Source organism: Anaerosalibacter massiliensis, assembly GCF_024623155.1.
In the GTDB taxonomy this organism is placed as follows: domain Bacteria; phylum Bacillota; class Clostridia; order Tissierellales; family Sporanaerobacteraceae; genus Anaerosalibacter; species Anaerosalibacter massiliensis.
Genome location: NZ_JANJZL010000006.1, coordinates 133,500 through 160,123, shown reverse-complemented (window position 1 = coordinate 160,123; position 26,624 = coordinate 133,500). Strand labels below are relative to the sequence as shown.

Annotated in this window: 21 protein-coding genes; 17 read left to right on the top strand and 4 right to left on the bottom strand. The window is 30.3% G+C overall.

The features are described 5' to 3' along the window. Positions 1–229 precede the first annotated feature (229 nt). The 12 genes from kamA (at position 230) to NSA23_RS10445 (ending at position 13,610) form a co-directional block, all read left to right on the top strand. The gene (kamA, locus tag NSA23_RS10500) at positions 230–1,486 is read left to right on the top strand and encodes a lysine 2,3-aminomutase (RefSeq protein ID WP_042683342.1); all 1,257 of its coding nucleotides are present in this window, start codon (positions 230–232) and stop codon (positions 1,484–1,486) included. Between the two features lie 34 nt (positions 1,487–1,520). After that, positions 1,521–2,573, top strand: coding sequence for a lysine 5,6-aminomutase reactivase subunit KamB (gene kamB, locus NSA23_RS10495; protein WP_246119236.1), 1,053 nt, complete (start codon positions 1,521–1,523; stop codon positions 2,571–2,573). Then, positions 2,557–4,188, top strand: a complete 1,632-nt coding sequence (kamC, locus tag NSA23_RS10490; protein ID WP_257490512.1) for a lysine 5,6-aminomutase reactivase ATPase KamC — start codon at positions 2,557–2,559, stop codon at positions 4,186–4,188. The genes kamB and kamC overlap by 17 nt, the downstream gene beginning before the upstream one ends. Before the next feature lie 13 nt (positions 4,189–4,201). Continuing rightward, positions 4,202–5,758 carry a lysine 5,6-aminomutase subunit alpha gene (gene kamD / locus NSA23_RS10485; protein WP_042683344.1) on the top strand — a complete coding sequence of 519 codons (1,557 nt, stop codon included), beginning with the start codon at positions 4,202–4,204 and terminating at the stop codon, positions 5,756–5,758. Further along, positions 5,758–6,519, top strand: coding sequence for a lysine 5,6-aminomutase subunit beta (kamE, locus tag NSA23_RS10480; protein ID WP_257490511.1), 762 nt, complete (start codon positions 5,758–5,760; stop codon positions 6,517–6,519). The genes kamD and kamE overlap by 1 nt, the downstream gene beginning before the upstream one ends. 391 nt (positions 6,520–6,910) lie before the next feature. Continuing rightward, positions 6,911–8,086 (top strand): M20 family metallopeptidase, encoded by a 1,176-nt coding sequence (locus NSA23_RS10475; RefSeq protein ID WP_257490510.1) that lies wholly within the window; start codon positions 6,911–6,913, stop codon positions 8,084–8,086. 218 nt (positions 8,087–8,304) lie between these two features. Continuing rightward, the gene (gene sufC, locus NSA23_RS10470) at positions 8,305–9,048 is read left to right on the top strand and encodes a Fe-S cluster assembly ATPase SufC (protein WP_042683347.1); all 744 of its coding nucleotides are present in this window, start codon (positions 8,305–8,307) and stop codon (positions 9,046–9,048) included. A 21-nt stretch (positions 9,049–9,069) separates the two neighbouring features. Next, positions 9,070–10,479 (top strand): Fe-S cluster assembly protein SufB, encoded by a 1,410-nt coding sequence (sufB, locus tag NSA23_RS10465; protein WP_257490509.1) that lies wholly within the window; start codon positions 9,070–9,072, stop codon positions 10,477–10,479. Between the two features lie 11 nt (positions 10,480–10,490). Next, positions 10,491–11,594 (top strand): SufD family Fe-S cluster assembly protein, encoded by a 1,104-nt coding sequence (locus NSA23_RS10460; protein ID WP_050069901.1) that lies wholly within the window; start codon positions 10,491–10,493, stop codon positions 11,592–11,594. 1 nt (position 11,595) lies between these two features. Continuing rightward, positions 11,596–12,819 (top strand): cysteine desulfurase, encoded by a 1,224-nt coding sequence (locus tag NSA23_RS10455; RefSeq protein WP_042683349.1) that lies wholly within the window; start codon positions 11,596–11,598, stop codon positions 12,817–12,819. Next, positions 12,809–13,252 carry a Fe-S cluster assembly sulfur transfer protein SufU gene (gene sufU / locus NSA23_RS10450; protein ID WP_042683350.1) on the top strand — a complete coding sequence of 148 codons (444 nt, stop codon included), beginning with the start codon at positions 12,809–12,811 and terminating at the stop codon, positions 13,250–13,252. Before NSA23_RS10455 ends, sufU begins: the two co-directional genes overlap by 11 nt. Positions 13,253–13,340: 88 nt before the next feature. Further along, positions 13,341–13,610: a hypothetical protein gene (locus NSA23_RS10445; protein WP_042683351.1), complete on the top strand. Its 270-nt coding sequence runs from the start codon at positions 13,341–13,343 to the stop codon at positions 13,608–13,610. Between the two features lie 50 nt (positions 13,611–13,660). On the opposite strand, the gene NSA23_RS10440 is transcribed toward NSA23_RS10445, so the two are convergent. Continuing rightward, entirely contained in the window at positions 13,661–14,185 is a 525-nt protein-coding gene (locus tag NSA23_RS10440) for an ECF transporter S component (protein ID WP_042683352.1), read from the bottom strand. A gap of 43 nt (positions 14,186–14,228) precedes the next feature. After that, a complete protein-coding gene (locus NSA23_RS10435; RefSeq protein ID WP_042683353.1) occupies positions 14,229–15,521 on the bottom strand; it encodes a methyl-accepting chemotaxis protein in 1,293 nt (430 codons plus the stop codon). Positions 15,522–15,881: 360 nt separating this feature from the next. Between NSA23_RS10435 and NSA23_RS10430 the strand changes: the two genes are divergently transcribed. From NSA23_RS10430 to NSA23_RS10410, 5 genes are all read left to right on the top strand, one after another. After that, positions 15,882–20,252 (top strand): S8 family serine peptidase, encoded by a 4,371-nt coding sequence (locus NSA23_RS10430; RefSeq protein ID WP_042683354.1) that lies wholly within the window; start codon positions 15,882–15,884, stop codon positions 20,250–20,252. 203 nt (positions 20,253–20,455) lie between these two features. Beyond that, positions 20,456–22,384 (top strand): OPT family oligopeptide transporter, encoded by a 1,929-nt coding sequence (locus NSA23_RS10425; protein ID WP_042683355.1) that lies wholly within the window; start codon positions 20,456–20,458, stop codon positions 22,382–22,384. 23 nt (positions 22,385–22,407) lie between these two features. Then, on the top strand, positions 22,408–22,746 hold the full coding sequence (locus NSA23_RS10420; RefSeq protein WP_042683356.1) for a PqqD family protein: 339 nt from the start codon (positions 22,408–22,410) through the stop codon (positions 22,744–22,746). A gap of 110 nt (positions 22,747–22,856) precedes the next feature. Next, on the top strand, positions 22,857–23,171 hold the full coding sequence (locus NSA23_RS10415) for a hypothetical protein (protein ID WP_042683357.1): 315 nt from the start codon (positions 22,857–22,859) through the stop codon (positions 23,169–23,171). A 137-nt stretch (positions 23,172–23,308) separates the two neighbouring features. Continuing rightward, complete coding sequence (locus NSA23_RS10410) at positions 23,309–24,100, top strand: Cof-type HAD-IIB family hydrolase (protein ID WP_050069903.1); 792 nt, start codon at positions 23,309–23,311, stop codon at positions 24,098–24,100. 1,016 nt (positions 24,101–25,116) lie between these two features. Here the strand turns inward: NSA23_RS10410 and NSA23_RS10405 are convergent. Beyond that, on the bottom strand, positions 25,117–26,079 hold the full coding sequence (locus tag NSA23_RS10405) for an RNA-guided endonuclease InsQ/TnpB family protein (protein WP_257490514.1): 963 nt from the start codon (positions 26,077–26,079) through the stop codon (positions 25,117–25,119). Between the two features lie 21 nt (positions 26,080–26,100). Continuing rightward, positions 26,101–26,304 carry a helix-turn-helix domain-containing protein gene (locus NSA23_RS10400; RefSeq protein WP_246119237.1) on the bottom strand — a complete coding sequence of 68 codons (204 nt, stop codon included), beginning with the start codon at positions 26,302–26,304 and terminating at the stop codon, positions 26,101–26,103. Positions 26,305–26,624 lie beyond the last annotated feature (320 nt).

Below are 26,624 nucleotides of genomic sequence, written 5' to 3'. Positions count from 1 at the left end.
AGTAGGAAAAGACATAGAAATGGTTATAGGCAATGGCTATACAAAAGGTCATGCAGAAATTTCACTACAAATTATGAGAGAGTCTAAAGCTCTAAGAGACATATTTGAAAAACTATATGCTTAATTAGCACTTTAAGTTCACTTTAACTTATATAAGATTTTACCCACTTTAAGGTTAATTTAAATAAATATATTTAAAATTCTATTTATAAAGGGAGGATTTTTTAAGATGAGATCATATAAAGATATTGAACTTTGGAAAGATATTACAGAGGAGCAATGGAATGACTGGCATTGGCAAGTACAAAATAGAATCACTGATGTAGACACTTTAAGAAAAATTATTAATCTTACTGATCAAGAAGCAAAAGATATTGGTGTAGTATTAGAGAAATTTAGAATGGGTATCACACCATATTATGCATCACTTATGGATCCTAATGATCCAAATTGTCCTGTTAGGAAGCAAGCTGTTCCAACTATAATGGAAACTCATGCTGGATTTGGAGATATGGAAGACCCATTACATGAAGATGCAGATTCACCAGTACCAGGACTTACTCATAGATATCCTGATAGAGTACTTTTCTTAATTACTGACCAATGTTCTATGTACTGTAGACATTGTACAAGAAGAAGATTTGCAGGACAAAATGATTCTGGAGTACCAATGGATAGAATTGATGCATGTATAGAATATATTAGAAATACTCCTCAAGTAAGAGATGTATTGCTTTCAGGTGGAGATTGTCTATTAGTAGAAGATGATAAATTAGAATATATATTTAAAAAATTAAGAGAAATTCCTCACGTAGAAATAGTTAGATTAGGATCACGTACACCAGTAGTTATGCCAATGAGAATTACAGATGATCTAGTAAATATGTTTAAAAAATATCATCCAGTTTGGTTAAATACACATTTTAACCATCCAAAAGAAATTACTCCTGAAGCAGAAGAAGCTTGTAGAAAATTAGCAGATGCTGGTATTCCACTAGGAAATCAATCTGTACTTCTAAGAGGAGTTAATGATTGCCCAAATACTATGTTAGAACTAGTAAGAAACTTAGTTAAGATAAGAGTAAGACCTTATTATATTTACCAATGTGATTTATCCATGGGTATTGAACATTTCAGAACTAAAGTTTCAAAAGGTCTAGAAATTATGGAATCTTTAAGAGGACATACTTCAGGATATGCAGTACCAACATTTGTAGTTGATGCTCCAGGAGGAGGAGGAAAAACTCCAGTTATGCCTCAATATCTAATTAGTATGTCACCATCAAAAGTTATATTAAGAAACTATGAAGGTGTTATTACAACTTATACAGAACCTCAATATATAGAAGAAGAATGTAATTGTGAAGCATGTCAAAAACAAAAACATTCTGGTGGAGTTGCAGGATTATTTGAAGGAAAAGAAGTAAGAGTTTTAGAGCCTACAAAAATGGAAAGAAGAGATAGATCAGAAAAATTGCATAAATAATTAAGTACTAATATAGAAAGAAGGGGTGTTCTAATTGTCTTTATTAAAGCTGGTAAGGGAAAAGTACAAAACTATATCCATAGTAGGAATGGCTAAAAATACAGGAAAAACTATGACATTAAACCATCTTATAGAAGAAGCTATAGAAGAATCTGTAACGATTGGTATTACATCTATAGGTAGAGATGGAGAAAGTTTAGATTTAGTCACAGAAACGGAAAAGCCAAAGATATTTGTAGAAGAAGGAACCCTGGTAGCTACTACTGCAGATATGCTTTTTATGGGTGATGCAAAAGTTGAAATTATCAGCGTAACTGACTATAAAACACCCCTTGGTTCTATAATTATTGGACGGGTCAAGGATAGTGGATATGTTCAAATAGGAGGTCCCCAAACTGTAAAAGAAACAAAAGAAGTAGCTAACAAAATGTTAGAACTTGGGGCAGAATTTGTTATTATAGATGGAGCCTTGGATAGGATATCTTCGGCAGCCCCCTCTGTTTCAGAAGGTACTATCCTATCTACAGGTGCCACATTAAGTAGAACTGTTGATAAAGTTATAGAAGAAACATTACATGTAGTAAATTTATTTAAGTTACCTGAGATTGAAGATGAAAAAGCAAAGCCATTGGTAGAGAATATTATAAAGTCTGGAAAAGTCTGCCTCATAAATAAAGATTATGAACTAAAGCCATTGAAAGTACGGACAGCTTTAAGTTGCGGAAATATTATTGGGGATCATATAAAAGAAGATACTAAATATGTAGTAGTATCCGGATCCTTAGTAAAAAATACTATAGAAGATATTATAAAGACAACAAGAAGGTATAAAGACATAAAGATAATAATTAGTGATGGTACTAAAGTATTTATTAAGCCAAAAGATTGGATTAGATTCCAACATTACGGTGTGAAAGTAGAAGTTTTAAATAGTATAAATCTTATAGCTATTACAACAAATCCTTATGCACCAGAAGGATACTATTTTGATCCAAATGATTTTTTAGAAAAGATGAGGGCTTATGTAAAGGGAGTGCCAGTCATGGATGTAGTACTTGGTGGTGATGAGTATGGAATTTATGAATAGTTTAGCAAGAGAAAGTTTGGAGTTAGATTATGTATTAAATAGGATAAGAACCTATACCCCTTACGGAAAAGGATACAAAGAAAGTATTAAACCTTACCTTTCTGGAGAAGAAGATGAGTTGGAAAAAGAACTTGAAAAAGTAGAAAAATCTTTAATATATGCAAAAGATAATAATTTTTCAAGGGAAATAGAGGATATATTTGTCCATATAAAGGATTTAAGAACTTCAGTGAGAAGAACTATGGAAGGTTGTGTTTTATCTGAAATAGAATTGTTTGAAATAAAGATTTTTCTATTTCTAATAAGAGATTTAGACAATCTTTTGAAAAAATATGGGATGGATAAATGGGACGATATAAATATAGAACCTATGGAAAAACTTGAAAAATTGTTAGATCCAGAAGATACAAAAATTGCCACCTTCTATATATATGATTCTTATTCGAAAAAGCTTAGGAATATAAGGGAAAACAAAAAAGAAGTGGACAAAGAAATCAAAAAAGAGAAAAAAGAATTAAAATCAAAGGCTAGAGAAGACTTAAATGTACGATTTCGCCCAGATGGTTCCGTAGTTGTTTCTAAAGAAAATCAAAATCTTCTAGGAAAGATTGAAAAAAGTTCTTATTTAACCTATGTTTCAGAAACCTATATGAATGTAAAATTTAGTTTAAAATCTACAGACAAAATTATTAATTTAGAAAAAAAGCTTTTCTATCTTAAGGAGCAAGAAGAAGAAGAAGAATATAAGATCCGTCGAGAAATAAGTAAGCAAATAGCTAATAACAGAAAGAAATTTTTTAGAAATATGGCTAGTATTGGGAAATTAGATTTTATCTTAGGAAAAGCTAAATTTGCTATAGAAATTAATGGAGTTAAACCAAGGATATTGAAAGAACATTGTCTTATTATTGAAGAAGGTAGACATCCAAAGGTAGAAGAGTTTCTAAATAAAAAAGAATTAGAGTTCACTCCAATATCTGTGAATTTAAAAGAAGGTGCCACTTGTATTACAGGTGCTAATATGGGAGGTAAAACTGTAAGCTTAAAATTAGTAGGACTTCTTTTAGCAATGGCCCAATATGGACTTTTTGTACCAGCTGCTAAAATGGAAGCTGGATTAAATAATTTCATATGTACATCTATTGGAGATATGCAGTCAACTGATAAAGGACTTAGTACTTTTGGTGGAGAAATAAAACTAGTTCAAGAAGCCATTGAAAGGGCCGATAAAAAAGGACTAATACTTATTGATGAACTAGCTCGTGGAACTAATCCACAGGAAGGATACGCCATATCCAAAGCACTTATAAATTTCTTAAGAAATAAGAACTCAATAACATTAGTTACAACTCATTATGACAATATTGCAGATATGGAAGAGGTAGCTCATCTTCAAGTAGTAGGACTATCAGAAATAGAATTTGAAAAATTAGAGGATGAACTGAAAGATAGGAAATCAGATAAGATGGACATAATAAATAGGTATATGGATTATAGACTTATAGAAGTGAAAAACAAAAAAGAAGTTCCAAAAGATGCTTTAAATATTGCACGATTGATGGGATTAGATGAAGCTATAATTATTGAAGCAGAAAATATATTGGAAGAAAAATAAAGGAGGTCATACTGTGGAAAGCAAATTAAATCTTGATCCAAAACTAATTGAGAGTGCCAGAACAGCAGCTAGCAATATTGCAGAAGATGTCCAAGAGTTCATAGATGAACATACTACTACATCTACAGAAAGGACTGTTGCTAGGCTTCTTGGAATTGATGGAGTAGACGAAATTGACAGACCACTTCCAAATATTATAATAGATAATATAAAAGAAGGCGGTGGACTAGGAAGAGGAGCGGCATTTTGGATTGGAAATGCCATAGTTCAAACTGGAGATGATCCACAAACTATAGCAGAGAAAATATCTAGAGGAGAACTAGATATAACTAGGCTAGAAATAGCCAGCGATGAAAAAATTAAAGAAGCCATTTATCCAATAGCGGAAGAAAATGTAGCAAAAATTAAAAAGAATAGAGAAAAAAGAGATAATTATCTAAATACTATAGGTGAAGGTACTCAACCATATATTTATGTTATAGTTGCTACAGGAAATATTTATGAAGATATTATACAAGCTCAAGCAGCAGCAAAACAAGGTGCAGATATTATAGCAGTTATTAGAACTACAGGACAAAGTTTACTTGACTATGTTCCTTATGGTGCAACAACTGAAGGTTTTGGTGGAACATATGCTACTCAAGAAAACTTCAGACTAATGAGAAAAGCTTTAGATGAAGTAGGAGAAGAAGTAGGTAGATATATTAGGCTTTGTAACTACTGTTCAGGGCTTTGTATGCCAGAAATTGCAGCTATGGGTGCATTAGAAAGATTAGATGTAATGTTAAATGATGCATTATACGGAATACTATTTAGAGATATAAATATGCAAAGAACCTTAGTAGACCAATATTTCTCAAGAGTTATAAATGGTTATGCAGGAATTATAATAAATACAGGTGAGGACAATTACCTAACTACAGATGATGCAGTAGAAGCAGCTCATACTGTACTTGCTAGTCAATTTATAAACGAACAATTTGCATTAAAAGCAGGACTTCCAGAAGAACAAATGGGATTAGGTCATGCTTTTGAGATGGATCCAGATCTAGAAAATGGATTTTTATATGAACTTGCACAAGCTCAAATGGCAAGAGAAATATTCCCTAATGCACCATTGAAATATATGCCTCCAACTAAATTTATGACAGGAAATATATTTAAAGGGCATGTACAAGATGCATTATTTAATATGATAGCTATAATGACTAACCAAGGTCTTCAATTACTTGGAATGCTTACTGAAGCAATACACACTCCTCATTTACATGATAGATTTTTGTCAATTGAAAATGCAGAGTATATTTTCAACAATGCCAAGGATTTAGGAAATGAAATTCGATTTAAAGATGGTGGAATAATTGACAAGAGAGCTCAAGAAGTATTAAAGAATGCAGAGGAGCTTCTAAGACAAATTGAAGAAGAAGGACTATTCCCTACTATTGAAAGAGGTCAATTTGGTGGTGTAAAAAGACCTAGAGATGGAGGAAAAGGTCTTGATGGAGTGTCCAAGAAGGATACAGGATATTTTAATCCATTCATTGACTTAATGCTTGGAGGTGAAAAATAATGGCAGTAGCAACTGAAAAAGTAGATTTAACAAAAGTTAAACCTTATGGAGATACAATGAATGATGGAATGGTTCAACTAGGATTCACACTACCAGTGCCAGATGGAGATGAAGCAGTTGAAGCCGCAAAGCAATTAGTAAAAAAGATGGGATTAAATGAACCAAGTGTTGTTTATCATGAAGATTTAGGAATTGGATACACTTATTTTGTAGTATATGGAAAATGCCAACATACTGTTGACTATTCAAAGATTGAAGTACCTAAAGTTGAAGTTGATACTATGAGTAAATCTGAAGTAGAAGAATATATAAAAGAAAATATAAAAAGAGATGTAACTATAGTAGGAGCTTGTACAGGGACAGATGCTCACACAGTAGGAATAGATGCTATTATGAATATGAAAGGCTATGCTGGGCATTTTGGTTTAGAAAGATATGAAGGAATAGAAGCGGTAAATATGGGAAGTCAAGTACCCAATGAAGAATTAGTAGCAAAGGCAATAGAATTAAATGCAGATGCTATATTAGTTTCTCAGGTAGTAACTCAAAAAGATGTTCATATACCAAACTTAACAGAATTAGTAGAACTACTTGAGGCAGAAGGATTAAGAGATAAGATAGTATTAGTTTGTGGAGGACCAAGACTTTCACACGAACTTGCAAAAGAACTCGGCTATGATGCAGGTTTTGGAACTGGAAGTTTTGCAGAAGATGTAGCTAGTTTTGTAGTTACAGAGATAGTAGACAGAAGCCTTATATAATATAATTAATAAAAAACTGTGTGGTTAAAGATAAATAAATTTAACTCACACAGTTTTTTATTAATTTAAATCTGTGAAAGTATAAAAAATATAAGGCATATTTATACATATTAAAATATAATATTATAGTTAAGCATATAAAGATATATGAAAAAAACATTGAATTTGAGCTAATTTATTTTAGATAATTAAAATATTTTAAAATAAATTAGCTTTTTTACTTGTATATATATTCAATATGTATTATAATTTATAAATTATAATACATATTTTTTAAGGGGAAATTAGATAAAACGAAGATAATAAGGGATTTAAATTTTAAAGGTAATATCTAATTTTCACAACAATATCTATAAGTTTTGGATTATTAAAAAAGAATGGAGTGATTAAAATGAAGAATAAAGTGGAAATATTAGTTAAAGGGTTGAAAGAAGAATTAATAGAACTAAGTGAATTCATATATCATAATCCTGAATTAGGATATAAAGAATTTAAATCCTGTAAAGCTCATGTAGATATTCTTAAAAAACATGGATTTCATGTAGAAGAGAATTTTTTAGGTATAGATACTGCTTTTAGAGCAGAATATAAAGGAGAAAAAGAAGGACCAACTATAGCCTATCTTTCAGAATATGATGCACTTCCTGAAATAGGCCATGGCTGCGGGCATAATTTACTAGGGACTGTAAGTACAGGTTCGGGAATTATATTAAGTAAGTTGGTAGATAAGGTAGGAGGTAAGGTTGTAGTATTAGGAACTCCAGCTGAAGAAACAAGTGGTGCAAAAGTTATTATGACAGATAAAGGGGCATTTAATGATGTAGATGTAGCTTTAATTGCTCATCCAGCAGATCAATATTATAAAAGTGGTTCTTCTAAGGCTTTAGAACCTATTCAATTCACATTTAGAGGGAAATCTGCTCATGCATCAGCAACTCCTGAACAAGGAATAAATGCATTAGATGCAGTTATTTTAACATTTAATGCAATAAATGCTTTAAGAGAACATATAAAACCTTCTGCTAAGATTCATGGAATTATAAAAAGAGGCGGGGAAGCTGCAAATATAGTTCCAGATTTAGCTATAGCTCAATTTTATGTAAGAGCAGCAACAAAGAATTATTTAAATGAATTAAGTGAAAAAGTAAAAAAATGTGCAAAAGGAGCAAGTCTCGCAACAGGAACTAAACTAAAAATAGAAAAGTATGAACTAGGCTATGACAATTTAATTACAAATAATAATTTACAAGGAACTTTTATTAAGAATTTAAATAAGGTTGGAATTAAAAATATAAATGAGCCCTTGTTTTCATCAGGTTCTACAGATGTGGGAAATGTAAGTCAAGTATGTCCGGCTATACATCCTAGTTTTGGTATATGTGAAGAAGGAAAAACATTTCCTGCTCATACTATTGAATTTGCTGAGGCTACTTTAACAGATATTGCTTATTATAATATGGCTAAGACTATTAGTGCATTAGTGCTGACAGGAGTAGATATAATTACAGATAAGGAACTCTTAAATAAAATAAAAGAAGAACACAAATTAGCTATAGCAGTATCTTAAGGCGTTAAAAAATAAATCTATCCAATTAATTGGATAGATTTATTTTTTAACACCTTTCATAGATATGATTTTCAAGTAAAATTTAGTAAGTTTAATTTTGTCATACTTAATAAAAATTATTATATATATCTTTGAAAAAAATGATAAGTTGACATTAAAAGTGGTATATATATAATGTAATTAATAATGAAAATCATTATCATAGGAAGGAGATATTTATGAATAAAGATTTATTATTAAAAATAGATGATTTAAAGGTCTCTGTAGGAGATAGAAATATATTAAAAGGACTTAATTTAGAAATAAATAGCGGAGAAACTCATTTAATAATGGGGCCAAATGGGGCTGGAAAGTCTACTCTTGGAAATGTATTGATGGGACATCCAGAATATAAAATAGATGGTGGAAATATTTATTTTCAAGGAGAAGATATAAATAAGCTTTCAGTAAATGAAAGAGCTAAGAAAGGTTTATTTCTTTCTTTCCAATACCCAGAGGAGATTCATGGAGTAACAGTAGAAAGTTTTCTAAGGACTTCAAAATCAGCCGTTACAGGAAAAAATATATCAATACTAAAATTTCAAAAAGAACTCAAGGAAAAAATGGATTTATTAGAAATTCCTGAAGAATATAAAGATAGATATCTAAATGTAGGATTTTCAGGGGGAGAAAAAAAGAAGAATGAAATTCTTCAAATGGCTATTTTAAATCCTAAATTAGCTATATTAGATGAGACAGACTCTGGATTAGATGTAGATGCTATAAAAACTATATATGAAGGAATAAATACTCTTAAAGATGGAAAGAAATCCTTCCTAGTTATAACTCATTATAATAAAATATTGGATTATTTAGAGCCAGATTATGTTCATATATTAGTAGATGGGAAAATAGTAGAGACAGGTAAGGCAGATCTTGCTGATAAAATAGAAGAATTAGGTTATGAAAACTTCAAAATGTAATTTGAAGAAGGAGAGATAAAAATGGAACCTAGAAAGAAGACTTATGTAAAGGATATAGATAGAACTATTTATGATATAGCAAACGAAGAAAGACCTCGTTTTGCAACTATAAAGGGCTTAAATGAAGATATAATAAGAGAAATATCAAAGCAAAAAGCTGAACCTAAGTGGATGCTTGATCTTAGATTGAGATCTTTAAAAATATATAATAGCAAACCAGTACCTACTTGGGGGCCGGATCTTTCTGAACTTGATTTAGATAATATAGTCCATTATATTAGACCAGATATGGATATGAGCCATAGTTGGGAAGAAGTACCAGAAGATATAAAAGACACCTTTGAAAGACTTGGAATACCTCAGGCAGAAAGAGAATCCTTGGCAGGAGTAGGAGCCCAATATGATTCAGAAGTTGTATATCATAATACTAAAGATGAATTGACTAAACAAGGTGTAGTTTATCTAGATATGGAAACAGCTGTTAAAGAGTATGAAGATATAGTTAAAGAATATTTTATGACTCTAATACCTCCAGAATATCACAAATATGCAGCATTACATGGAGCAGTATGGTCTGGTGGCTCTTTTGTATATGTGCCAAAAGGTGTGAAAGTAGATATTCCTATACAATCCTATTTTAGGCTCAATGCAAAGGGAGCGGGTCAATTTGAACATACTTTAATAATAGTAGATGAAGGGGCAGATCTCCATTTTATAGAGGGCTGTTCAGCACCAGTATATAATGTTCAAAATGTTCATGCAGGAGCAGTAGAGTTATTTATTAGAAAAAGGGCTAAGCTGAGATATTCTACTATAGAAAATTGGTCAAAGAATATGTACAATTTAAATACAAAAAGGGCATTAGTAGAAGAAGAAGGGACAATAGAATGGGTGTCTGGTTCCTTTGGTTCTAGAATTTCCATGCTCTATCCTATGAGTATTTTAAAAGGAAGAAGGGCAAAATCAGAATTTACAGGAGTTACTTTTGCTGGTGAAGGACAAATATTGGATACTGGAGCAAAGGCACTTTTGGCAGCTCCTGAAACTTCTTGTGTTATAAATTCAAAATCCATATCTAAATCAGGAGGAGTAGCAATGTATAGAGGTCTTCTTCAAGCAACTAAAGAAGCAAAGGGTGCTAAGGCTAGTGTAAACTGCGAATCTCTAATGCTTGACAATGAATCAAGATCAGATACTCTCCCTATTATGGAATTCAAAAATGATAATATAGATATAGGTCATGAAGCTAAAATTGGAAGAATATCTGATGAAAGTATATTTTATCTTATGAGTAGAGGCTTGAGTGAAGAAGAAGCTAAGGCTATGATAGTAAGAGGATTTGTAGAGCCTATTACTAAGGAATTGCCACTAGAATATGCTGTAGAATTAAATAATCTTATAGATATTGAATTAGAAGGTACAATAGGTTAGGAGGATGGAATATGTTCCAGAATTATAAAAAGCAAAATATTAAAGAATATGAAAGACTTCCTAATCCATATTGGAAGAGAATAAATGAAAATATTGTATTTCCAGAAGCTATTTCAGATTATAATAAAAATATTGTATCTGAAAAGAATTTTAAACTCATAGAAAATATGGATGAAGATCTATGGTTTAAGTATATAGGATATTTAGAGTTAGATAAAAATCATGGATTAGGTGAAAAGTTTCTAAGATTTGCAGAAGGCTTTTCAAATACTGGTGTTTTCATAGATATTGAAGCTAATAGTTTAGGAAATAAATCAAAAATAAATATGAATATAGATTCAGACAATCCCATTTTAGTAGATCATAATCTTGTTATAGTTAGAAAAAACAGCGAATTAGATATATATATTAATTATGAAGATGATGGAAAAACTAATGGATTCCACAATGGATTTACAAAGATATATGTAGAAGATGGAGCAAAACTGAATATATATAAGATACAAAACTATTCTAATAAAATTAAACATTTTGATTCTAGTACAATATTTGTAGATGAAGATGCAGAAATAAATATAGTAGATATTCAACTTGGTTCAAAATTAAAAGGTACTAATTATGATGTTCAACTTAAAGGGAATAGAAGTTTCTGTGATATAAAGAATGTATATTTAGGAACAGATAATAATAAAATGGATTTTAATTATCATTTTGATTTTTTAGGTAGAGAATCAGAAGGTTATATAGAATCATCAGGTGCTCTTACAGATGAATCTTGGAAAGTTTTCAGAAGTACAGAAAATTTTATTAAAGGTTGCAAGAAGGCAGAAGGTAGTGCCAAAGAATATGTAACCTTGCTTAACAAGAATATAAAAAGTCATGCTATTCCAGCGTTATTTGCTACAGAAGATGATATAATTGGAGATCATGCTGCTAGTGCAGGGCAATTAGATGAAAATAAGATGTTCTATCTAATGAGCAGAGGATTAGATGAAGAAAGGGCTAAAATTCTTGTAGTAGAATCATCTTTTGCTCCTATATTAGAAAGCTTATCTGACAAGGAAGTGAAGGCTGATATATTGAAACTTGTAAAGGATAGGCTGGGGAGGAATTAAAATGAAAGATTTTAAAAATGATTTTAGAATTCTAAAAGAGAAGGTAAACGGAAGCACTATAGCCTATTTAGATAATGGAGCTACTACTCAAAAGTCTTTCCAAGTAATAGAAGCAATAGAAAAGTATAATAAGCTATATAATGGAAATCCCCATAGAGGAGCCCATTATTTAAGTATAAAAGCTACAGAGTTATATGAAAATGCTAGAAAAAAAGTAGCTAAATTTATAGGAATAAAAGATTCAAGGGAGATAATATTTACTAAAAATGCTACAGAAGCTTTAAATCTTATAGCTTATTCTTATGGTATGAACAGTTTGAAAAAAGGAGATGAAATACTTCTTTCCATCACTAATCATCATAGTAATATAGTTCCTTGGCAAATGGTAGCTAAAAAAACTGGTGCCAAAATTGTATATTTGAACTGTGATGAAAAAGGTCAGATAAAGAAAGAAGATATAGATAGGAAAATAAATGAAAATACAAAAATCATAAGTATATCCCATTTAACCAATGTATTTGGAGTAGTACACCCTATTGAATATATTATAGAAAAAGGCAGAAAATACTCAGCTACTATTATAGTCGATGGAGCTCAAAGTGTACCTCATATGAATATAGATATGGAAAAATTAAATCCAGATTTTCTAGTGTTTTCAGGTCATAAAATGTTATCTTCTATGGGAATTGGAGTCCTTTATGGAAAAATTGAAAGATTAGAGAAAATGGAACCATTTTTATTTGGTGGAGATATGATTGAATATGTAGATCTTTATGATACAAGTTTTAATGAAGTTCCATATAAATTTGAAGCAGGAACACAGAATGTAGAAGGGGCTGTTTCTTTATCATCAGCTATAGATTATATTGAGAATATAGGAATTGGTAGGATAGAATCTATAGAAGGTGAGTTACTAAGGTATACAGTGGAAAAAATGAAGGAAAATAAATATATAGAAATCTACGGGGGAGATGATTTAACTAATAGAAAGAGTATGATATCTTTCAATGTGAAAGATGTCCATCCTCATGATGTGGCTACTATACTAGATAGTGATAATATAGCCATAAGAGCAGGGCATCATTGTACTCAACCATTTATGAAATATATGGGACTTAATTCAACTTGTAGGGCTAGTTTCTATTTTTATAATACATTTGAGGACATAGACAGACTAATTGATTCTCTTAAAAAAGTAAGGGGTGTTTTAGGATATGAGTATTAATCAAATATATACAGAGCTTATAAGAGAGCATAATAAAAACCCTATAAATAAAAAAGAAATATCTGATGCCACTATTTCAGAAAAAGGACATAACCCAAGCTGTGGAGATGAAATAACTCTTCATTTAAAAGTAGATAATGATATTATAGTAGATGCTTCTTTTTCAGGAGTAGGTTGTGCAATATCACAGGCTTCTACTTCCATGATGATAGATATAATGAAAGGTAAAACAGTAAATGAAGCTGAAAAAATTGCAAATATTTTTTTAAGAATGATAAGAAAAGAAATAGATGATGAAGAAGAAGATTTGAGTATACTAGGGGATGCTGTATTTTTAGAAAACATATCTAATATGCCAGCAAGGGTAAAATGTAGTGTCCTACCTTGGCATACCCTTAAGATATCTTTAGAAAAGCTTAATAATAGTAAATAAAATTTTGTTATAATCCTTCCTTTTAAAATAGACGCTTATTTGGTAATATAGGACTATAGGCATATAAAATATATGGGAAGGTGAAGACATGGATGACAAAATAAGGGGAGAGATATCAGCACTTAGAAAGGATTTGCTAGGTTTAAGATCTGATGTTTCAGGGATAAAAAATGATTTGACAACTTTGAAAGGATATGTATTTAGATTAGAGAGCAAGATAGATAATGACCTTAAAGCGATTTCCAATGGAAATAGAAAAAGTATAGATGCTATTAAAAGTTTAGAAAGAGAAATAAAGGATTTAAATAAAAATATAGATAAAAAGGTAAAGGAATGGGAAAGATTCAAAGGATTTTGAAATTATTTCTTCAAAAATAAATAGGAATATAATAAGCCAGTGAGATTATTTCACTGGCCTATTATACTTCTATTTTTATTATTATAGAATTTAGTTAAAGCTGGAATAAGTAAAAATTGAATTATAATTCCTGGTATTGCTGTAATAGTTGTTCTTTTAATGAATGTGAGTGGAGAAGGTAAATTAAGTTCAAAAGCCAAAGTAAAAAGCATTATTGATAAAGCTCCTCCTACTCGTCCTAATATCATAGAAAATATTAAAGATGGCATAAGTTTTATTCCTAATTTTTTATAAAACACCCCACTAATAAATCCATAAAGACCTAGCTCTATTGTCATCACCCAAAGAAAAGGCATAGTTGGTATATTAGTTATAAGATAACTAAGTATCGGGGTAAGTATTCCTACTATCAGCCCTAAAGATGGTCCTAGTACAAGGCCACTAAATAATACTGGAATATGCATAGGTGAAAAAATAGTTCCATTAATCCCAAAGAAATGAAATGCCATTGGTAGTACAATGCCTATTATAATTAATATAGCTGCCATAATTAAATCTTTTGTTTTATACTTCATATAAAATCCCCTCTCTTGTATAATTAAAGCCCATCTTATTATACTATTTTACTTTAAATTCTTCTAATTCTTTTTTCAAGTTTTTGGATAAGGTAAATAAATCTCTAGATTGTTCTTTTATTTTCCAAGTATTTTTTACTTGTTCATTAGATATAGAAGAAATATTTCCTATTTTTTCGGATATAGACATATTAGCAGAGGAGATATTTTCTCTAGAAGCAAATAATTCATCCTTACTATTTATAATTTCATTTAATATTTCTAAATTTTCATCTATATTAAATTGGCTATATTTTAAAAATTCATCTACTGCATAGTTATATTTATCAATATTTTCGAATTTCTTATTTTGAGTTTGAAGATTATTTTTAGTGTTATTTATATCAGTTTGTAAATTATTTAGATTTTCTTCAATATTTTCAAAAGTAACAGAAATAGATTTTATAGTTTTTTCAATATCATCACTTATTATTTTGATTTCTTTATTAGCCTCAGGTTGTCTATTGCTATCATCCTCTACATTGGCTATTAGTGTTAGAAGACCTATTTTCTCAGTGGAATTTTCTATATTCTCTACTAATTTTTCTAAATTCTTAATGTAGGTTCTTAGGCTATCTGTCCTATCTATATTATCTTCCAATAATACAGTCAGATTGTTGATTTCTTGGTTTAAATAGTTAAGTGAATCTTTTCCCTTTAAAACTAGTTTAACTTTATTATTTACATCTTGCTTCATAATAGTAAGTGAATCATCTATTCCATGTATCTTTTCATATACCTCACTTAATTCACTAAATGCATCCTCTAAATAATCATTTTGAGCAGCTAAACTTAGTTTTATATCTTCAGCCATATACTTTAACTTTCCATTATTTATCTCTTCATCCTTTGAGATTAACTCTAAGGTCTTAGAATAATGCCTTACATTACCAGTCATGCGGACAACATCTTTAATAGTATTGTTCAATTTATTACTCATAAAATTAAACTCTCTAGCTGTATCGTAGACCTTGCTATTTTTAGGAATTTTATCAATATCAATCTGATTTGTAAAATCCCCACTTCGAACTTTTTTAACATGGCTAGATATGTGACTAAAGTCCTTATGAAATGAGAACAAAAATATGAGTAGAACTATAGCAACTATTAAACTTATAGTAAAAGTATTTACATATTTACTTAAACCTGTAACTGGCAGTTCATTATTTTTAATTAAATTTGAGATCTGATGGTAGGATGTATAGAATAATCCAGCTGTTAAAACACCTACTAAAGCTAGTAAAATAGCGAACTTCCATTTTCGTACCCTAACTGTTTTTAAGGTTTTTTCTTTCATTGAGATCCCCCTTAATTAATTCGTAAATTGTTATTTTTTTCCCACTGTTATTATTTTATTTTAGATATAGACAGAAAACAAGGAGTCAAAAGACTCATTTTTACAGTTTATATGAGATTTAGAGATTTTTTTAAAATTTTTGTCAATTTATAAAGTGAAAAAATTCTAAATGACAAGATATTCAATCGTTTTCCATTTTTTTAAAAAAGCATTTGAAAATGTCAGAAAATTTAGAACGGTTTTTATTGTAGTTGTTTAGGACAAGTGATATAATCTCAAACAAGAAAACAATGGAAAAACATAGGAGGTGAATAGTAAAGCAAGGAACAAAAAATTATAAAACAGGGGGTATAGGGATAAATGGAAGAAAGGAAAAGTGTTAAAAAGCTACTTTCAGTTTTGCTTGTATTTGTACTTTTATTTAGTTCACTTGCAACTTTTGCTCAAGGGAATGCAAATGATGAAGTTAAAAGTTTAAAGAAGGATCTAAAAAAACAAGCAAAAGAAAAAATCCATTCAGATGTACAGAAGGCAATTAAAAAGAGTGATGATGTAGAGGTATTAGTTTATTTAAAAGATAGGATAGATCCAAATAAGGTAGCAAAATCCAATGTAGAAGGAAAAACTCCTTATGAAAGAAAATTATCATCTAGGAAAGCAGTATTAAATGCTCTCATAGATAAGGCAGAAACTAGCCAACTAAATTTAATAAAATATCTAGAACAAGAAAAAAAGAAAGGTAAAGTATCAGATTTTGAATCTCACTATATAGTAAATATGGTCTATGTAAAAGGGGATAAAGATACAGTAGAAAATATATCTTATATGGATGAAGTAGAAAAAGTATATCTAAATAAAAAAATAGATGATGGCAGACCTGATCCTAAGAGGATGAAAGGTATTTTAGAAAATGATAATGAATTGGAATGGAATATAGAGAGAGTAGGGGCACCATTAGCTTGGGACCTAGGAATAGAAGGCTCAGGCGCAGTAGTAGGTCTAATTGACACAGGGGCAGACTGGACTCATGAAGCCTTAAAAACAAGCTGGAGGGGATATGATCCTAATAACCCAGACAAACCAATTTCAGAAGGAAACTGGTTTGATGCTGTATCTGGTAGGAATATGCCTTATGATGACCCAAGTGTACCTCATGGAAGTCATGTTCTTGGAACAATACTTGGTCAAGGACCAGAAGGGAAAAATAAAATAGGTGTAGCACCAAAGGCAAAATGGATAGCAGCAAAAGCTTTCACTGAAGACGGAGGATATGATAATTGGCTTCTTTCAGCAGGAGAATGGATGTTGGCACCAGGAGGAGACCCTTCATTAGCACCAGATGTGATAAATAACTCTTGGAGTAGTGGTGGAGGAAATACCTTTGATGAATGGTATAGAGACATGGTAAAGGCTTGGAGAGCAGCAGGGATATTGCCAGTATTTGCAGCAGGGAATGAAAGATTGGGCCCATCTCAGCCAGGTTCTATTCCTAATCCAGCTAACTATCCAGAAAGTTTTGCTGTAGCAGCTACAGATAAAAATGATAAAAGAGCAAGTTTTTCTAAACAAGGTCCTGGACCTTATGGAGATGATATAAAACCAGAAATATCAGCACCAGGAGTGGGAATACGCTCTTCAGTACCAGGAGGATATGAAGGAGGTTGGAATGGTACAAGTATGGCAACTCCTCATATAGTAGGGGCTACAGCGTTGTTATTATCATCTAATAATTCTCTTACACCAGATGAAATAGAAAATATAATTCAAAGTACGGCAACTCCATTAACAGATTCTCAATATAAAGAATCGCCAAACTTTGGATATGGCTATGGGCTTTTAAATGTATTTGATGCAGTTTCAGAAATTTCAACAGGTAGTGGGACTATTAAAGGTAGAGTTATAATAGATGGTGAAGATATAGATGATCCAGAAATAGAACATGAAGCTATGAAAGAATGTTTTATAGGGGCAGATATTCCTATAGAAGCTAAAATAAAAGATGATATATCTATTGTAGATACTCAACTTTTCGTAAAACAAGATTCAAGTAAATATTGGATAGTTCTACCTATGGAATTAGAGTCGGGAAATGAAAAAGAAGGTGTTTATAAAGCTACTATACCTGCTGATTTAATTAAAGAACCAGGTATTTCATATAAAATTAAAGTAAGGGATTTTGGGGGAAATGTAGTAGAGACAGAAGAATATAGCATAAAGGTAAAATTTGGCATATTGCCAGGTGAATATAAAACAGATTTTGAAACTTATCCACTAGGATGGACCTTAGGAGGAGACTGGGAATGGGGTACTCCTTCACCTAATATAGGAGGACCAAAGCCTTATAGTGGAGAAAAACTCATAGGTACAAAATTAGATGGAAATTATCCAAATAACTCAGATAGTTTGCTTATTACTCCTCCTATAGATTTAAGAGGTGAAAATATAGATGAAGTTTCATTTAAATTTTTCCATTGGTATGAAACAGAAAATAGATATGATAAAGGACAAATTTTAATAACTAATGACTATGGAGAAAATTGGACAGAAATAGGTCCTATGTATTCAGGGGATGGAAAGACATGGGAAGAAGTAGCTATAGACTTAAAAGAGTATTTAGGGTCCAAGAATCCAATTTTTATAGGATTTAGATTTACTTCAGATATTTCTATAAATAAATTAGGATGGTATATAGATAATGTATCTTTAGAAGCAGTAGATTCTGATGAAGATATAGATATTAGAAATAAAGAAATGGAAAAACCTGAGGAAAAAACTATAGAAAAACTAAAAGAAGGTTATGTTGAGCCAAAAGATTTAGAATACAAAATTGAGAAAAGTAATAAAAAGTCTATAGATAAATATGAAAAAATATTAGATGAGGCAAAACCTAAGGATATAAAACTATCTGGAATTCCAGCAGATGCTACAGTAACAGTCTTGGAAACAGGTAGAAGTGTAAGGACTGATCCAAGAGATGGAAGCTATTTATTGAAACATGTTGCAAATAAAAATGGAGAAAGCTGGACTCTTAGGGCAGAGGCTTATGGTTATTATCCAAAAGAAATAAAAGTAAGTTTAAATGATGGAGAAACTATAAAGAAAAACTTTAATCTAGACTCAATACCTACGGGAAGAGTAGTAGGTAGAGTATTTGATAGACATTCAAAGGAACCTGCTAAAAATGCAAGAATTAGAGTGAAGGAAGATTCAAGAATTGAAGAAGTAGTATCTGATGAAGAGGGAAGATTTACTATACCAGCTATATTTGAAGGTAGCTATACTTTAAAAGTAGTAGCTGATGGCTTTGAACCTGAAGAAATAGCTATAAATGTAAAGTCAGATAGAGACAATAATGTAGAGATACCTCTTAAGAGATTTGTAGGATATGAAGAGGAACTAATATATGATGATGGAACAGCTGAAAATGCATTAGTATTGAGATCTGCTAATAGTGGATTGGCAACTAAGATGACTCCAACAGAATATGGAAAAGTTAAAGGAGCAAATATTTATTTCTGGGATGAGTCTTGGCCCAATCCTGGTGGAAATGAAATAGGGATAGTACTTTATGAGAGCAAATCAGATGGAGAACCAGGGAAAATGATAGGTAAACCTAAATATGTAACTATTGAAAGAGGTGGCTGGAACTATATAGATTTATCAGACTTTGGTTTTAGTACAGATAAGGATTTCTATATAGCTACATTCCAAAATAAAATTGGAGATGAATCTCCAGGTACAGGAATAGATGAAAATGGAAAATTTGAGGGAAGATCCTATCTACATTCAGATGGAAGTTTTCAGAAGTTAACACAAGACTATGGAAATGTAATGATTAGAGGGGTTATGGAATATTCATTAGATGCACCAGAGATAACCAGTCCTAAAGATATAAATTATACAAATAAAGATGAAATAAAAATTGAAGGTAGTGTGATAAAAGATGCCCAGGTGAATATATATATTAATGGGAAGAAAACTTTGGAAGTACAATCAGAAAATAAATTATTTTCAGGCAAGATAGAGCTACCAGCAGATGAAAACAGTATAACTGCAACGGCGGTAATGAACGGAAAGGAAACGGAACCGTCAACTCCAGTAAAAGTAATTAAGGATAAAACTCCTCCAGAATTAAATATAATATCACCAGAAGAAGGTATAAAGACAAATAAAGAAGTGGTTCATGTAACGGGTTCGGCAGAAGATGAACACTTTAATAAATTATTTGTCAATGAAAAAGAGATTAAATTAAAAGAAGATGGAACATTTGAAGAAAAAGTACTAATAAATTCAGGTGAAAATACTATAAAAATTAAAGCTACAGATTTGGCGGGAAATGAAACTGTAGTGGAAAGAAAGGTATATCAAAGCAATGATGTGCCAGTGATAACAGATATCAAACCAGATAAAGATATAAGAGTGAAAGCAGGAGGCAAAGTAGATATAAGTTTCAGGAGTGAAATAACAGGAGGAAAAGCTCAATTTAGAATATTAGTTCCAACTACTTTAGAAGGGGGGAATAAAGGGGCAATAGAAATGGTGGAAAAAGAGCCAGGATTCTATACCGGAACTTGGACTGTACCAAAGGGAACATCATTAAAAGATGCTATGGTAGAAATAGAATTCACAGATACTTTTGGAAACTCTGTAGTAGAAGTAGCTGAGGGAAGGATAACTACTAGATCTGGAATACTGTGGTTTATAAAAAAACTACCAATAAGACTAAGATAGTTGAAATTTAAAATAAGCGGAAAATTTTCCGCTTATTTTATTTCTTGTTACTTTTATAGTTGACTAAGAATTTGAATTATCATATAATAAACCTACATCTAAATATTCTGATAAGTTCTATAGACTTGTAAACTACAAATCTAGAACTTATTAAGAAAATGTTAAATAATTATTAATAAAAATTAATAAAAGGAGGGAAGTTTATGAGTGATGATGTAAAAAACTCAAGAGAGTTTAAACCTTATGTACCAGCAAGTAAGGTTATGCCAGAAATGACTATAACATCAATTATAATTGGAGCTTTAATGGCTGTAATATTTGGAGCAGCAAATGCTTATATAGGACTTAGGGTAGGAATGACTATAAGTGCTTCTATACCAGCAGCTGTAATATCCATGGGAATTATACGTGGTATTTTAAAGAGAGATTCTATTTTAGAAAACAATATGGTTCAAACAATAGGTTCTGCTGGTGAATCATTGGCAGCAGGTGCTATATTTACATTACCTGCATTATTTATTTGGTCACAAGAATTAGGTATGACCCCACCTAGTATGCTAAATATAATAGTTATAGCATTAGTAGGTGGAGCATTAGGAGTGTTTTTAATGCTTCCTCTTAGGAAGGCATTAATAGTAAATGAACATGGGGTACTACCTTATCCTGAAGGAACAGCTTGTGCTGAAGTATTGATGGCAGGTGAAAAAGGTGGTAGTCAAGCTAAGACTGTATTTCAAGGATTGGGAATTGGTTCATTATTTAAATTTATAACTGATGGATTGAAACTTTTTCCAAGTGAAATAGAATATGGTCTAAAAAATTATAAAGGTGCAGCTATAGGAATGGATACATTACCAGCATTATTAGGAGTTGGGTTCATAGTAGGACCACAGATTTCGGCTTATATGTTATCTGGTGCTGTACTTGGATGGCTAGTTATTATTCCACTAATGACTCATTTAGGGCAATTTATACCAGATATAATATATCCAGCAGTCGAACCTTTAAGTAAGTTAGGATATTGGGATATTTGGTCCAATTATTTAAGATATATGGGTGCAGGAGCAGTTGCTTTTGGAGGAATATTCAGCTTAATTAAATCATTGCCATTAATATTTAGAACTTTTAAAGAAGCAATAAGTGGATTTAAAGATTCAAAAGGTACTGTAACAAATCTTAGAACTGATCAAGATATGCCAGGAAAAATTGCACTTATAGGAGTTATAGTTTTAATCATATTCATAGCTTTAACATCTATTATTCCAGTTGGTTTAGCAGGAGCTATAATTATAGCAATATTTGGATTCTTCTTTGCTACAGTTTCAGCTAGACTAGTAGGATTAGTAGGAAGTAGTAACAATCCAGTATCAGGAATGACTATAGCTACACTTCTTATTACAAGCGCTATATTTAAAGCTATAGGTTTTGATGGAGAAGCAGGAATGATTGGAGCATTATCTGTAGGTACAGTAATATGTATTATATCAGCTATGGCAGGGGATATGTCCCAAGATTTAAAAACTGGATTTTTAGTAGGGGCTACACCTAAAAAGCAACAATATGGAGAACTTATAGGAGTAGTAGTTTCTGGTCTTGCTATAGGTTATGTATTGGCACTGTTAAATAAAGCTTGGGGCTTTGGTTCTTCAGAACTTCCAGCACCACAAGCTACTCTTATGAAGTTAGTAATAGAAGGGGTTATGAATGGAAATCTTCCTTGGGCATTAGTTTTTGCTGGAGTAGGTATAGGTATTGTAGTAGAACTTTTAGGAATTCAAGTACTACCATTTGCAGTAGGACTTTATTTACCAATCCACTTAAGTACACCTATAATGGTAGGTGGAGTTTTAAGAGGTATTCTTGAAAGAAGAAAGGAAGATAAAGTGGTAGTTAGAGAAAAAGTTGATAGTGGAGTGCTATATTCTTCTGGACTAATAGCAGGAGAAGGCCTAATAGGTATATTACTTGCAATACTTGCTGTAATACCAACAGGAGCAGGAGATAAGTCTGTAGGAGATGCAATTGCTGTTGGCAATAATGTACTAGGTCAATGGGGTTCAATTATATTCTTTGCATTATTATGCTTAACTCTTATAAAACGTTCTTTCTGGTTAAATACAGATAAAAAATAAAAAGATACTTAGGAGGGAAAGACTTGGCTAAAAAAACAGAAAATTATTTGGATTATATTCCTTCAAAATCTGAAAAAGTAGATTGGAGAAAAACAGATGAAGGTTTGACTCAAATTATAATATATAGGAATTCCCTTCTAGATAAAATTGTAAGAAAATTATTCTTTACTCCAGATAAATATATAGTGGATTTAGACTGTCTAGGTAGTTTAGTTTGGGATTCAATTGATGGAAAAAAATCTGTATATGAAATATCAAAAATTGTAAAAGATGAATTTGGAGAAGATGCAGAGCCACTATATGAAAGACTTATAGAGTATATGATTATATTGAAAAATAATAAATTCATAAAGTTTATATAAATAGCGGAGAATTTTCTCCGCTATTTTTTATATTTAAGTATATAATTTTTTAGTCGATATACAGATTATGAGGGAAATTTTTTAGTCTAAATCTTAATGAGGTGAAGAAAGTGGACATTAGAACTAGAGTCAAAATAAATGAAATAACTAATATTATAAGAGAATTAGTACCTTTAGAAGAAATCATATTATTTGATATAGAAGAAATAGAAGAAAATAAAAATATTAGTTTATCTATATTAATTAATGATGAAGGTAGCAGAAAAGATGAAGTATTTAAGAAACTAAAAGAAAATATAACACCTTTAACAAATTTATCTATTCAACTTTTAATCTACTATAAAGATGAATTTTATAAAATGGCATCTATGAATAGGGCTTTGGAAGAAAATATATTAAAGAAAGGAATAAGAATATATGGATAGAAAAAAATAGTACAAGAAATGGTTTGTGTGTTAAATAATGTTTATTAAGTTTGGCATATGATATAATGGGTAAATGATATTAGTATACTTTTTACAATTAAAATATATTAAATATCTCAACAAAGGAGAGAGTTTGTTTGTTCAAGTTAGTAACTATAGATATAGATGGAACTCTTATAGATGATAATTTAGAAGTTTCAAAAAGGACTGTAGAAAAAATAAAAGAATTGAGGAATAGAGGAATAATTATAACTTTAGCTACTGGTAGAACCTATAAATCAGCAAAAGAATATGCAGATATACTAAATATAAAAGACCCCATAATTTGCTACAATGGAGCATTAATTAAAGATACTTCTAATGATCAGATTATATATGATTCTAGACTATCTTTAGATGTATCAAAAGAAATAATAAAATTTGGAGAGAAGGAAAATCTGTATGTAAAGGTTTATACAGATGATAAACTTTATGTGGAAAAAGATATTGAAGAGGCAAGAGAGTTTTCTAAAAATCATAAAATTGACTATGAGGTAATTGGCAAACTAAGTGAGAATATTAATAAAGGAGCTCAAATGATTATCCTCAGAGCAGATGAGGATGAAATTGGAAAAATTCGTGAAAAAGTGGATAATAAGAATATAAAAGATGCAATTTATACTATGTCAACTCCTAAATCTTTAGAATTTGGTGCTCCAAAAGTAGACAAAAGAAATGCTTTAAAAATATTAGCTGAAAAATATAATATTGATAGAAAAAATATATTGGCAATAGGAAACAGTTTAAATGATTTAGGAATGATTGATTATGCTGGAGTTGGAATAGCAATGAGAAATGCAGACAAAATGCTTTTGGAAAAATGGGACAATTTATCTAAATATGATAATAATGAAGAAGGGGTATATCATATATTAAATGAATATTTCTAATAAAAAACCTTTGGTAAAATCAAAGGTTTTTTATTACCTCTATTTAAGCCATATTTCACCAAGTTTTGTACTATTCAATAATATATGACAAAGAAAATATTTCTCGGGAAATAAAAGGAGAAATTATTTCATTTTTTGTTGAAGAAATAATTTTAAAGAGAATTTAATCAATATATTAAAGAAATCATCTAATATTATCTATAAAAGGTCAATTTATAAATCAAAAATTTTCTTAGAATGTTTTAAGGGTAGATTAAATAAAATTTTTTATCAATATATTACTAGATATAGATAGTTAAAAAAATTAATGACAATTATGGATATCTAATAGATGATTTTATAGCCCAAGAATTTGGCAATATTCTAAAACCTAACATAAGAAAGTAAAAGGTTAGGTTCACAAATATTGATATAAGTTTTTAATAATTTTAGCAAATACAGACAGAAAATCTGCCGAAAAATAGCATATATAATAAAAGTGTCTACAAAAAGTAGGCAATACGGAAAAAAGATTATCAATAATAGTAAGTTAGGATCTATATATTATTAGAAATATGAAAAGTTATAGATGATAAATTATATAAAGATAAAAAAGTATTGTGAATTTATGTTTTTAGGCAGAAATTCGTCTTATTGAATCTCTCACTATTAAAGCATTAAATAATGAGGCATATCCAGGCATATCTATTGTAAAGACATAATAGTCTGCGGTTTATGTTTAACATAGGAAATATATTATTTTAAAATAGAGAAAAACTTATTATCAAAGCTACAATAATAAAAGATACAACTAAGATAGTTATTCTAAACTTTTTATATTTTGGATTTTCTTTATACATTAAAATACCGTTACTGAAAACTTATAAAACTTTATAAATAGCTTATAAAAGTCTATGTTTCATTCCTTGTTCATCCTATTCCATTTCGTATAAAACTACTTTGGTTGGTATAATAGTCCAAAGGCTTAAATTCCCCACTAACGTATGGGTACATGGAAATAGTATCTTTTAAGTGATTTAAACTAATTCCTGACCATAGTTTTTAAGGTTTAAACTAGCATTATAATCTCTGTCCAATATAGAACCACAACAATAACTACAAATATATTTTCTATCACTTAGTTTTAAATCTTTTTTGTATGAACCGCATTGGCTACAAGTTTTGCTACTAGGAAAGAATCTATCTGCTACTATAAACTTTATATTATTCCATTCTGATTTATATTGTAATTGTCTTGTGAATTCATGAAATCTTTGCTGCCCTATGGCCTTAGATAGATGTTTGTTTTTCATCATGCCAGTTACATTTAAATCTTCTACTACAATAAAGCTTGGTTTTCGCTTTATTATTTCAGTAGTTATTTGATGTAAATAATTATGACGAATATTTGTTAGCCTTTGATTTAACTTTTTAAGCTGATTTTCTAGTTTTATAATATTTTTTGTTTTCTCGTAACGGCATTCACCACCTTTCGTTTTTATTTTATTCATTTCATATTTTCTTGATATTTTTCTTTGAAGTCTTTTTTTCTTCTTTTCTAATTTTTTTATTCTTTTATTCTTATTTATGTTTTTATATACAGTACCATCTGATACTACTGCTAATTTTTCTATACCTAAATCTATTCCTATCCCTTTATTTGTTGGTATTTCTATATTATCCGGATATTCTATGCCGACTGAAATCCACCAACTAAGTCCATCAAAAGATACCCTTGGATTTATATATTTAACACCTTCACCATAAGGTATTCTTCTATGCTCACACAATCTTATCCAGTTAAATTGTTGCTTGTTTTTCTTTTTGCTGGTAGCTAGTTTTTCTAATTTTACATGAGTTCCAGTGAATTGTATCTTATCTGTATCTACATAAAAACTTGGTTTAGTCCTTCTTCTACTTTTAAACCTTGAAAAATTACTTTCACCTTTAAAAAATCTGATATAAGCATCACAAGCGTCTTTTATTGCTTGTTTTGTGATATTGTTAGAATAATTATTTAGCTAACTATATTCTTCTATTTGTTTTAGTTTAGTAAATTCTTTTCTAAGCTTTCCATTGAGTATAAACTTTCCACCATTTTTATAGTTTTCTATTTGCTTGTTTAATGTCCAATTGTAAGCAAATCTAGCTACTCCTGCTGATTGTAATAATTTTGTCTTTTGTTTGTTATTTGGTTTAAGCTGAACTCTTATACCTCTAATCATCCTCTTTCACCTCACTTTATAAGTTCATTATATCATGAGGTATTAAAGCTATCAAACAAGTGTTCCAAAGGTTTTATAATTATTAAACTGAAACATTGATGAAAATTAGTATATTTTTATAAAAATTTATAATTTAAATTTAACAGCTAATCCCCTCTTTTAAAACTAAGATAGTTAAAAATATAACATTCTATGTGAATATTATATCATACTTTTCTGTAAAAAGATAGTTTTGTAGATAAAATCTTTAATTATTTACAAAAACGACATACCCTTCCGACCCTATGGGCCAGAAGGGTATGTCCACAAAATCAGGTGAT